The sequence below is a fragment of the Nocardia ninae NBRC 108245 genome, from assembly GCF_007990755.1.
GTDB lineage: Bacteria > Actinomycetota > Actinomycetes > Mycobacteriales > Mycobacteriaceae > Nocardia > Nocardia ninae.
This window is the reverse complement of the sequence record NZ_BJXA01000145.1, coordinates 1-10,918: the sequence shown is the minus strand read 5'-3', so window position 1 is coordinate 10,918 and position 10,918 is coordinate 1. Positions and strand designations below refer to the sequence as shown.

The following is a 10,918-nucleotide window of genomic DNA, read 5'->3' as shown; positions in this document are numbered from 1 at the left end:
GCGACGCTGGGGCGGGCCCAGCGGCAGCGGCGCCTCCCCGCGCCACACCCTGACCTCGCCTAATACCTGGAACTGCAACAATCGACCTCCCGAACGCTGGGAGTGTAGCGCCGTGGTCACGTGCGGTGGCGCGCACCGTCGCGGCGCACTGCGGTCGGTGTGCTGCCCCACCATCGTCGGCAGCAGCGGGTGAAGGTCGACTGCTCGGACAGTCCGAGGACGGAGGCGACCTGGCTCATCGGCATGTCGGTGGTGGTGAGGTAGCGCAGGGCTTCGTCGCGGCGCACGTCGTCGAGGATGGCGGCGAACGAGGTGCCCTCCGCGGCGAGCCTGCGCTGCAGGGTGCGCGGATGCACGGTCAATAGTCGTGCGACGGAACCGATCTCGGGCGCGAGGGTGCCGAGTAGTTGTTGCACGGTGGCGCGCACCTTGGGCACGATCGAGGCGTCGATGCCGCCCGCCTGTTCCGCCAGGAACGCCATCGCCAATCGGTGCAGATTATGATCGCCCCCGCTCAGTGGCAGGTTCGGCAGATTTCGCGGCACACGCAGCGCGGCGTACGGGCGGTTCGTCCGTACGGGTGCGTCGAAGAATTCTTCGTAGCGGGCGATCGGCACCGTCGGACGGTAGGGCAGCTCGACCGAGAGCAATCCATAGCAGTCGTCGACCAGCCGCTGAACGGCGTGGTGTACGAAGGCAAGTCCGAGATCGGTGGCCTGAATTGGCGAGGGCAACCCCGGCTCGACGCCGTACCGCAGCGCGATCACGCCGCGATCTCCGTACGGGTCCGGCTCCGTGGTCAGGGTGAGTGAACGGGCGTGCAGGAACAGGTAGCGCGCCGAGCATTCCAGCACGTGGGTCAGCGACGGTGAGTTCCGGATGGCCAAGGCGAGCGGGCCGAGCATGTCGAGGTCTTGCCTGCGCGAGATGCGCAAGCCGAGGTCAGGGCAGTCCAGGCGCTGCGCGGCCAGGTCCAGCACCGCGGCCAGCGCTTGGTCGGGGACGAGGAGATCGTCGGTATCGAGCGCGGCGATCGGCAGGCCGCAGGCGGCGGCGAACTGCTCGGCATCGCCGCCCAGTTCCGCCACGGTCGCGCGGAAGCCGCGCAGGCCGGCCGACCGGATCACCGTCATGTCGCCCAGAATCAAATAGTTGTCGCGCAAAGTCAAGAATGCGGGTCCGCGCGGTCTCACACTTGAGTTATGAACGAGACCGCCGTAGCCACCGAACACCTCGATGTCGTGATCGTCGGCGCCGGACTGTCCGGCATCGGCGCCGCCTACCGGTTGCAGACCGAGTGCCGCGGCAAGACCTACGCCATCCTCGAGGCGCGCGACGCGATGGGCGGCACCTGGGATCTGTTCCGTTATCCCGGCATCCGGTCGGACTCCGACATGTTCACCCTCGGCTACCCGTTCAAGCCGTGGCGCGAGGCGAAATCGATCGCCGACGGGCCGTCGATTCTCCGGTACATCAACGAGACCGCCACCGAGTTCGGCATCGACCGGCACATCCGCTACCAGACCAAGGTGGTCGCCGCCGACTGGTCGAGCGAAACCGCCCGCTGGACATTGACTTTGGCGGAGCGCGACGCGACAGGCGTGGTTTCCCAGCGCGAGCTGACTTGCGGGTTCTTGTACGCATGCGCGGGCTACTACAACTACGACCGCGGCTACACCCCCGAATTCCCCGGCCGCGCTTCGTTTTCCGGTCAGGTGGTGCATCCACAGTTCTGGCCCGAAGACCTCGATTACACCGGTAAGCGCGTTGTCGTGATCGGCAGCGGCGCCACCGCGGTCACCCTGGTGCCCTCGATGGCCGGGCAGGCCGAGCGGGTGACCATGTTGCAGCGCAGCCCGACCTGGATCAGCGCGGTCCCCGGACGCGACAAGCGCGCGGACAAGATTCGTGAGCTGCTGCCGCCGAAGCTGGCGCACCGGGTGATTCGCACCAAGAACATCCTGTTCACCATCGGCTTCTACGAATACTGCCGCCGCCGCCCGGCGGCCGCGCGCAAGCTTCTCACCGCGTTGACCACGCGAATCCTCAAGGACAAGAAGCTGGTAGCCGAGCACTTCACGCCTACCTACAACCCGTGGGACCAGCGCCTGTGCGCCGTCCCCGACGCCGACTTCTTCAAGGCGATGAAGAAGGGCAAGGCCGAGGTCGTCACCGACCACATCGATACCTTTGTGCCGGAAGGTCTTCGGCTGAAGTCCGGCCGAATCCTGGAGGCGGACATCGTCGTCACCGCCACCGGCCTGCAGATGCTGCCCTTCGGCGGCATCGTGCCGCGCGTCGACGGCAGGCCGGTCGCCCTCGCCGACCAGTTCATCTGGCAGGGCGCCATGCTGACCGGACTGCCCAACTTCGCCGTCTGCGTCGGCTACACCAATGCCTCCTGGACCTTGCGCGCCGACCTCAGCTCCCGCCTGGTCTGCAAGATCCTCAACCACATGGACCGTCGCGGTTACGCCGCCGTCGTTCCCGAGCCCGACGGCGAACTCGGCGAACAACCGCTGATCGAACTGGCCGCAGGCTATATCCAGCGCTCGATCGACGATTTCCCCCGCCAGGGTGACCGCCACCCCTGGAAAGTCCGCCAGAACTATTTGATCGATTCGGCGACCACGTTGCGCACCGACCTGAACAAAACCCTCACCGCCACCCCCAAATCGGCTGTGCGCGAGGCGGTCCCCGCCGCGGCGCGCTGACCGCTCTACCATGACCGAGTGACGGCGATTCTGGTAACTGGCATGTCCGGCACGGGTAAATCGACCGCGCTGAACCATTTGGCGCACCGTGGATACAGTGTGGTCGATACCGATTACGGCGACTGGATCGAAACCCTCCCACTACCGGACGGCACCGGCGCGGAACCCCATTGGCGCGAAGACCGCATCGATGCCTTGCTGTCCCGGCACGAAGACTCCGGCGTCCCGCTTTTCATCGGAGGCACCGTCATCAATCAGGAGGTCTTCTACCCCCGCTTCGCCGAAATAGTCCTACTCACCGCCCCCTTACTCGTAATCCTCACCCGCATAACCACCCGCACCACCAACCCCTTCGGCAAAACCCCTGAAGAGCGCGCACAAATCGAGTTGGATACTGCCGAGATAGAACCCCTGCTCCGCGCCGGGTCCACCATAGAAATCGACACCCGAAGGTCCGTCACCGAGGTGGTAGACCAACTCGCAGCACTGGTCGGCCCACCGCCGTTTCAACGTTGAAGGAGTCTCAGTCGGAGAGCTGCTGCACCGTATTACCTAGCGCGGTCGGCACCATATTGCCGAGACTTGCCGACGAGCAATACGAAATTTCCGCACGAATAATCTTGGTGCCACGGGTTTTGTATCGATGCCCTCGGGTATCAGCCACTCGCCGTGGAATTGACCGCGGTGTACCACTCCCACGAGATCATCGTTGATCGAAAGGAGAGGATTCACATGGCAACACCCAGGAAAATCGGCGTTATTTCGGCCGTCGCGGCCGCGCTTGCCGCGCCGCTGCTTGCCGCACAACCTGCGGTGGCCGACCCGATCGGCGGCTGGTGCCCCGGCGGTGAGATGCGATTCAACACCAACCCGCTCGGGATGAATACCGTGCCGGCTCGGGCGGGCTTCCAAGCCAACCTCGGCGGCTGCACGGGCACGCCCGCAGCCGACGTCGCCTTCCGCAGCGAGTTCAACGGCAACGCGAGCTGCAACGATGCCCTCGGCTTCCTGGAGGGCACCCTCGAATGGGCGAACGGCGAAGTCAGCCGTGTTTCCGGTCAATGGCACGTGCCCGGCGGTAACCCCGCCGCCGCCGTCACGAACACGCTGAACATCGTGGACGGACCGGGAGCCGGCGGCAAGCTGCACGTCGACCAAGCACCGGTGGACAGCCAGCCCCTTGTCAACGCCTGCATGAACGGGACGATGCAAGGTGGCCGGATCCCCATCAACACCCTGCACTTCAACTGAGCCACCGATAGTTGGCCCCGGCGCGAGACCGACCTTGTCGGCTCCGCCGGGGTTACCGGCCGATCGACGTATAGATCCGGGGTGTTCCCGAACACGGCCGAGTTGGGCGGTAGCCATTGGATATTCACTGTCCGTGTTGTCCGTCATCGGGCAGAATCCGGCTGGCATCGCGTCGGCAGATGGGGGATGCGCGTGGATTGGGTCGAGCCGTTTTTCGATACCGCACCGGTGTGGTGGGGTCCGCAGGTGGTGCGGGAGTCCGATCGGCAACGCGCGGCGTCGATAGTGCGCCTGGTAGGTCCCGGCGCTGAACGGATCCTCGAGCTGGGGGGCGGGTAGCGGAACAACCGCGGTGGTCATGGCAGATCTGGGCTACTCGGTGGTCGCAGTGGAACTCAGTTCCGTGCGGGCTCGACAGGCGCACGAGCGTGCGGCCGAGGTCGAGGGTCGCGACCTGCGAATCGTCGAAGGTGATTTCTACCGGGTCGAGCTCGGCGAGCAATTCGACTGTGTGGTCTATTGGAACGGATTCGGTGTTGGCAGCGACGCCGAGCAGCGCACCCTGCTGCGCCGGGTCAGTCGCGACTGGTTGCGGCCCGGCGGCGCGATGATCGTGGACGTGCTCAGTCCATGGAAGTGGGCCCGCGTGGCGGGCGAACTCGAACACGACAGGTACACCATCGATCTCGCGAATTCGAACGACTATGACCCGGTGACCAGTCGCTTCAGCGACAGATGGTGGCCGGTCGGCAAGGAATCCGAGGCGGTCGAGCAGTTCGGGCGCTGCTACACGCCCGCTGACCTGTTGCTCTTGGTCGAAGGCACCGGCCTGGCCGTCGAGCGGATGGAACTCGATGGCACGGAAATCTGGACGGACCAGCGATATTCGTCAACACATCCGCTCTGGGAAGCCTGGGAATATCGAGCGGTGCTGCGCCGAGACACCGCCTGAGGAAGCCGTGCCGAATGTGATTGTTCAGCACGGCCTCTCGTGGGTCAGGCGACGCCGATCGAGCTGAGGAGCATCGGGAGGGCGTTGCGCATGTGGACCTTCCATGCGTCCCAGTTGTGGCCTTGGGCGGGGACGTAGCGTTCGTCTACCCGGGCGCCCAGTTGTTGGAGGCGGTCGACGAAGCGGTAGTTCTGTTCGTAGGCAAGGGATTCGACGGCGTCGCCTTTGCCGTAGGAGACGAACAGCGGGATGTTGGTGAGTTCGGCGGCTTGGCTGTACGGGTTGTTGGCGACCCAGATATCGCGATGGTCCCGGTAGTCGCCCCAGACTCGTTTCCAGTCGGCGGCGCAGCCTTGGCCGGGCTTGTCGGGGTCGCCGGGTGCGCCGGAGGCGTGCAACGGGTCGACGTTTCCGCTGAAGCTGGCGGCGGAGGAGAACCAACCCTGGTGGGCGGCGGCGAATTTCATGGCGCCGAGACCGCCCATGGAATTGCCCGCGATGGCGCGGGTGGCGTTGGCGTGGTAGGTGGATTCGAGGATGGTGCGCACGTCGTCGAGGAGGTACCGCTCCCAGGCGGGCGGACCGCCACGTCCATCGTTGTACCAGTCGGAATACGCACTGCACCAGCTGGTTTCGGGCAGCACGAAGATCGCGTCCTTGCCCGCGGTGAGCGCCTCGAGGTTGCCTTTGTCGGTCCAGGATTTGTGATCGTCGAAGCCGCCGTGCAGCACCCAGACGGTGGGCCAGCTGCGCGAGGATTCTTTGGTCCAACCGGGCGGCAGCAGCAGGCGGACCACCTTCACCGACCAGTCGGGGCCTTCGAGATTGGGGGAGGAGATACCGATATCGAGGATGCGGTCGCTGACCCTGGCCTCCCAGCGCACCGTGCCTGCCGCGGCGGAGGCCGGTGCGTCGACGACGAAAGGCGCAGCGAGGCTGGCGATTACGGTGGCGATTGCCAGAATGATTCTGCTGAGTCGTGGCAACGGATGATCCTTTCCTTCGAGGATCGGCTTCGAGCGCTTCGATCCCCGAAGGTGAATCTAGAACATCGAGACACTCTACGAATAGTGTTGTTCGCAAATTAGTAGGATCTCACTATCTCCGCACGTTCGGCCGAATGGTATTGCTGGTCAGTGCATCTCGTGCGGAGGGCACCCCAACGGCCACGGCGCTGTCACCTCCGGCACAGTGTTCCGCATGCGTATAGCGGTATACCTCGCCCATCCCCGGGCCGACAGTTTCAACAGGGCCCTCTTCGATGCGGTCGTAGACGAACTGCGGACCCGGGCAGTCGAGGTCGTGCCGCACGACCTGTACGCGGAGGGCTTCGACCCGATGTCGGCGGCGGCGGAGACCGACACCGTGCACGGCACGCGGTCGGGTGACGAGCTGGTCCGGCAACACCAGAGCGAGCTGGCGGACCTCGACGCCGTGATCTTCGTGCACCCGAACTGGTGGGGCATGCCGCCGGCGATTCTGACGGGTTGGGTGCAGCGGGTGCTCACCCCTGCTGTGGCCTACCAGCTGGACGACGCGTCCGGCCGGCCGATCGGATTGCTACGGCTGCGGCGCGCGTTGGTGCTCAACACGTCCGACACCACCATCGAACGGGAGCGCGACGTCTTCGGCGACCCGTTGCAGCAGATCTGGGCGGCCTGCGTGCTGCCCTACGCCGGCGTGCACGATATCCGGCGCACGGTTTTCCGGATGGTCACCGACTCCGCCGACGACGCGCGCGCCGCCTGGCTGCGCGAAGCCCGCCAGCTGGCCGCCGCCCTGGTGACAGACGTCTAGACGACCTGTGGTCGGGCAGTACGCCGATCATGACGTGTCCTGATTGTTATCTCGAACAACAAATTGGTCGCTTGAACAGGTTGTGCTGTGGGTCACAGTCGAATATGTTGCAGCGAACAACATTCGCTCGACCTCGACCGCCCGGGCACGCCGGGGCGGTAGTTCCACGAAAGGCCCCCTCATGCGTAAGGGCATTCTCGGCGTCGCGGCCGTCTCGGTCGCCGCGCTCACTTCCTTGACTTTGACTGCTTGTGGTGACGACTCGACGGGTTCGGGCGGTGGCGGAGCCAAGATCGGGGTGATCCTGCCGGACAGCAAGACCTCGGCCCGGTGGGAGACGGCGGACCGGAAGTACCTGCAGCAGGCCTTCGATGCCGCGGGCGTCAAGGCCGACATCCAGAATGCGCAGGGTGACAAGAACGCCTTCCAGACGATCGCCGATCAGATGATGACCAACGGCGCGTCGGTGCTGCTGATGACGAACCTGGACAGTGGCACCGGCAAGGCGGTTATCCAGAAGGCGAAGGCGCAGGGTGTCACGGTCATCGACTACGACCGGCTCACGCTGGGCGGCGGCGCGCAGTTCTACGTGTCCTTCGACAACGTGAAGGTCGGCAGCCTGCTCGGCGAGGGCGTCGCGAAGTGCCTGACCGACAAGAACGCCGCCAATCCCGTGGTCGCCTACCTTAACGGCGGGCCGACGGACAACAACGCGACCCTGCTGAAGACCGGCTACGACGCGGTGCTGAAGCCGAAGTTCGACGCCGGCCAGTACACGAAGGGCCCGGATCAGGCGGTACCGGAATGGGATAACACCCAGGCGGGCACCATCTTCGAGCAGATGCTCACCAGCCAGCCGAACATCGGCGGCGTGGTGGCCGCCAACGACGGTCTCGCCAATGCCGCGATCGCCGTGCTGAAGAAGCAGAAGCTCAACGGTCAGGTTCCGGTGAGCGGCCAGGACGCCACGGTGCAGGGCCTGCAGAACGTCCTCAAGGGCGACCAGTGCATGACCGTGTACAAGGCGATCAAGAAGGAAGCCGAGGCGGCGGCGGAGCTGGCCATCGCGCTGACCAAGGGTCAGCCGGGCCAGGCGAACGGTAAAGTGCAGGACCCCGAGGCCAAGACCGACGTGCCCTCGGTGCTGCTGGAGCCCAAGCCGATCTACGCGCAGCAGGTGAAAGACGTTGTCGCGGACGGCTATGTGACCAAGGCCGAGCTGTGCACCGGCGAGATCGCGAAACTCTGCGCGGACAACGGCATCTGATCGCACCAGCCCCTTCCGCCTTCTCGATGAGGGGACGGCGGAAGGGGCACCTTCTCAGGAGCAGCACCATGAATGAAGCATCGCGCAGCGATTCGGTGGGGGGCGGTGGCCGGGAGACGGGCGGGCATACGCCGGTAGTCGAATTACGCGGCCTGGAAAAGAGTTTCGGGCCGGTCCATGTCTTGCACGACGTCGCCTTCGCCGCCTACCCGGGCGAGGTGACGGCACTGGTCGGTGACAACGGGGCCGGAAAGTCCACGCTGGTCAAGTGCATCGGCGGCACCCACCCGATCGATGCGGGCGAGTTCTTGTTCGAGGGCAAGCCCGTTCAGGTGCACAGCCCGCGCGACGCGGCCGCGCTCGGCATCGAGATCGTGTACCAGGATCTGGCGCTCTGCGACAACCTCGACATCGTCCAGAACATGTTTCTCGGCCGGGAGAAGAAGACCGGGATCGTGCTCGACGAGTACGCGATGGAGGAGCTGGCCGGAAAGACCTTGGCGAGCCTATCCGTTCGGACGGTCAAGAGCGTCCGGCAGCAGGTGTCGAGCCTGTCCGGCGGGCAGCGGCAGACGGTGGCGATCGCCAAGGCCGTGCTGTGGAACAGCAAAGTAGTGATTTTGGACGAACCGACCGCCGCGCTCGGCGTCGCGCAGACCCAGCAGGTGCTCGAGCTGGTGCGCAGGCTGGCCGATCGTGGGCTCGCGGTGGTGCTGATCTCGCACAACATGAACGACGTGTTCGCGGTCTCGGATCGCATCGCGGCGCTGTACCTCGGCCGGATGGCCGCCCAGGTCCGGACCTCCGACGTGACCCACGGGCAGGTCGTCGAACTGATTACGGCAGGCCGCAGCGGCGCACTGGGCCTGGACGCGAATGGAGCAAAAGGATGAGCGAGCGCAGCGAGCGAACAATGAGCACAGCCGCCCCGGCGGTTATGCCGGAGCCGAGCGCAAGCGAGGCGCAGGCATGAGCGCCGTTTTGACCGAAAAGCCAGCTACTGCACCGGTTTCCGACTTGGTGAATACATACGTCGGACGAGTACGCAGTGGCGACATGGGCGCGCTGCCTTCCGTGCTCGCGCTGATCATCCTGTCCTGCGTCTTCTGGGCCGCGCGCCCGGTCTTCATGTCCGAGGCCAACTTCGCGAACCTGTTCACCCAGGGCGCGGCGATCGCGGTGATCGCAATGGGCCTGATCTTCGTGCTGTTGCTCGGCGAGATCGACCTGTCGGCCGGTTTCACCAGCGGCGTCTGCGCGGCGGTGCTCGCGGTGTTGCTCACCGACCGCGGCTGGCCCTGGTACGCGGCGGTCGTGGTGTCGCTGCTCACCGGGGTGCTGATCGGGCTGACGATCGGCACCATCGTGGTGAAGGTCGGTATTCCCTCGTTCGTGGTGACGCTCGCGGCTTTCCTTGCGCTGCAAGGTGTCGCGTTGAAGATCATGGACAACGGCCGCAACATCTCCATCCGCGACGACACCATCCTCGCCGTCGCGAACAAGAACGTCCCGCCCTTGCTCGGCTGGCTGCTGTACGCCGTGCTGGTCGCGGGGTTCGCGTTCGTGCAATACCGAAAGCTGCGGGCCCGCACCAAACTCGGCCTCACCGGTGAGACCGCCCCGGTGATCGTGGCGCGGATCGTGGCGGTCGCGGTGGTGCTCGGTATCGCGGTGCTCGTGCTCAACGGCGAACGCAGCCGCAACCCGGAACTGCACTCGCTCAAGGGCATGCCGATCGTGGTCCCGCTGATCGCGATCCTGTTGCTGGTGTGGACCTTCGTGCTCAATCGCACGTCGTTCGGCAGGCACATCTACGCGGTCGGCGGCAACGCCGAGGCGGCTCGTCGCGCGGGCATCACCGTGGATCGCGTGAAAATCACTGCCTTCGTGCTGTGTTCGACCATGGCGGCGGTCGGCGGCCTGATCGCGGCCTCCCGCGCCAACTCCGTCGACCCGAACACCGGCGGCAGCAGCGTGTTGCTGCTCGCGGTCGGCGCGGCGGTCATCGGCGGCACCAGCCTGTTCGGCGGCCGCGGTCGAATGCTGGACGCGGTGCTCGGCGCCGCTGTGGTCGCGGTGATCGACAACGGCATGGGCCTGATGGGCTACAGCGCGGGCACGAAATTCGTTGTGACAGGATTCGTGCTGCTCTTGGCGGCCGGAGTAGACGCCTTGTCGCGCAAACGAACGCTACTTCGTAGATAACCCATTCCGCGGCGAAGGACGGTGAATGCGCGCAGCCCCATCTCCGGATGAGATCCGCAAGAGCAATCTGGCTGTGTTGCTCCGGCACGTCCATCGCGACGGTCCGGTCTCGCGGGCCACGCTCGCGGAGCGAATGGGGCTGAACCGCAGCACCATTCTGGCGTTGACGGCCGACCTCGCCGCAGTAGGGCTGGTGCGCGAGGAACTGCCGGGGCAGACCGGTAAAGCGGGGCGTCCGTCGTTGGTGGTCCGGCCGGAGTCGGCGCGCGTGTACGTCATCGCCCTCGACGTCGGCGCCGACCGGCTGGCCGCTGCCCGGGTCGGTTTGGGTGGGCTGGTCCTCGACCAGGTCGAAACCACCCGCCCGCGTGGCACTTTCGATCCGGAGGACGTGATCGCCACGCTGGCGGGCATGGCCCGCGACATGATCGACAAGGCGGCTCGCGACGCCGTGTGTGTCGGTGTGGGCGTGGCCTTCTGCGGGATGGTGCGCGAGGAGGACGGCGTCGTCCGGTACGGGCCGAACATCGGCTGGGTCGATGTTCCGTTCGGCGCGAGCCTGACTCGGGAACTGGACCTCGGGCTGCGGGTCGTCGTCGGCAACAACGCCAACCTCGGCGCGCTGGCCGAGCGGGAGCGCGGCGTCGCCGCGGGACTGTCGGACCTGATCTATCTGCACGGTGACGTCGGTATCGGGGCGGGCATCATCATGGGCGGCCAACTGCTCGGCGG

General features: G+C 65.8%; 11 protein-coding genes. 9 read left to right on the top strand and 2 right to left on the bottom strand.

The window, feature by feature from the left end; all coding sequences use genetic code 11:
* Positions 1–116: 116 nt before the first annotated feature.
* Positions 117–1,169 (bottom strand): AraC family transcriptional regulator, encoded by a 1,053-nt coding sequence (locus tag NN4_RS43665; protein WP_246181436.1) that lies wholly within the window; start codon positions 1,167–1,169, stop codon positions 117–119.
* A 33-nt stretch (positions 1,170–1,202) separates the two neighbouring features.
* On the opposite strand from NN4_RS43665, the gene NN4_RS43660 reads away from it, so the two are divergent.
* The 4 genes from NN4_RS43660 (at position 1,203) to NN4_RS43645 (ending at position 4,917) form a co-directional block, all read left to right on the top strand.
* Entirely contained in the window at positions 1,203–2,714 is a 1,512-nt protein-coding gene (locus NN4_RS43660) for a flavin-containing monooxygenase (RefSeq protein ID WP_147144089.1), read from the top strand.
* Positions 2,715–2,741: 27 nt separating this feature from the next.
* Positions 2,742–3,230, top strand: coding sequence for an AAA family ATPase (locus NN4_RS43655; protein ID WP_371865857.1), 489 nt, complete (start codon positions 2,742–2,744; stop codon positions 3,228–3,230).
* Positions 3,231–3,383: 153 nt separating this feature from the next.
* Complete coding sequence (locus tag NN4_RS43650) at positions 3,384–3,965, top strand: hypothetical protein (protein ID WP_147144086.1); 582 nt, start codon at positions 3,384–3,386, stop codon at positions 3,963–3,965.
* 307 nt (positions 3,966–4,272) lie between these two features.
* Complete coding sequence (locus NN4_RS43645) at positions 4,273–4,917, top strand: class I SAM-dependent methyltransferase (RefSeq protein ID WP_281289478.1); 645 nt, start codon at positions 4,273–4,275, stop codon at positions 4,915–4,917.
* Between the two features lie 44 nt (positions 4,918–4,961).
* Here the strand turns inward: NN4_RS43645 and NN4_RS43640 are convergent, their stop codons facing one another.
* The gene (locus tag NN4_RS43640; RefSeq protein WP_246181435.1) at positions 4,962–5,903 is read right to left on the bottom strand and encodes an alpha/beta hydrolase; all 942 of its coding nucleotides are present in this window, start codon (positions 5,901–5,903) and stop codon (positions 4,962–4,964) included.
* Between the two features lie 214 nt (positions 5,904–6,117).
* Here NN4_RS43640 and NN4_RS43635 point away from each other — a divergent pair, with 214 nt between their 5' ends.
* The 5 genes from NN4_RS43635 to NN4_RS43615 form a co-directional block, all read left to right on the top strand.
* Positions 6,118–6,714: an NAD(P)H-dependent oxidoreductase gene (locus NN4_RS43635; protein ID WP_147144080.1), complete on the top strand. Its 597-nt coding sequence runs from the start codon at positions 6,118–6,120 to the stop codon at positions 6,712–6,714.
* Positions 6,715–6,895: 181 nt separating this feature from the next.
* Positions 6,896–7,981 carry a sugar ABC transporter substrate-binding protein gene (locus NN4_RS43630; RefSeq protein WP_107660085.1) on the top strand — a complete coding sequence of 362 codons (1,086 nt, stop codon included), beginning with the start codon at positions 6,896–6,898 and terminating at the stop codon, positions 7,979–7,981.
* Between the two features lie 68 nt (positions 7,982–8,049).
* Positions 8,050–8,874 (top strand): ATP-binding cassette domain-containing protein, encoded by an 825-nt coding sequence (locus NN4_RS43625; protein WP_147144078.1) that lies wholly within the window; start codon positions 8,050–8,052, stop codon positions 8,872–8,874.
* A gap of 76 nt (positions 8,875–8,950) precedes the next feature.
* Positions 8,951–10,186 carry a sugar ABC transporter permease gene (locus NN4_RS43620; RefSeq protein ID WP_147144075.1) on the top strand — a complete coding sequence of 412 codons (1,236 nt, stop codon included), beginning with the start codon at positions 8,951–8,953 and terminating at the stop codon, positions 10,184–10,186.
* Positions 10,187–10,211: 25 nt separating this feature from the next.
* On the top strand, positions 10,212–10,918 hold a 707-nt coding region (locus NN4_RS43615), incomplete at its 3' end, for an ROK family protein (protein ID WP_147144072.1).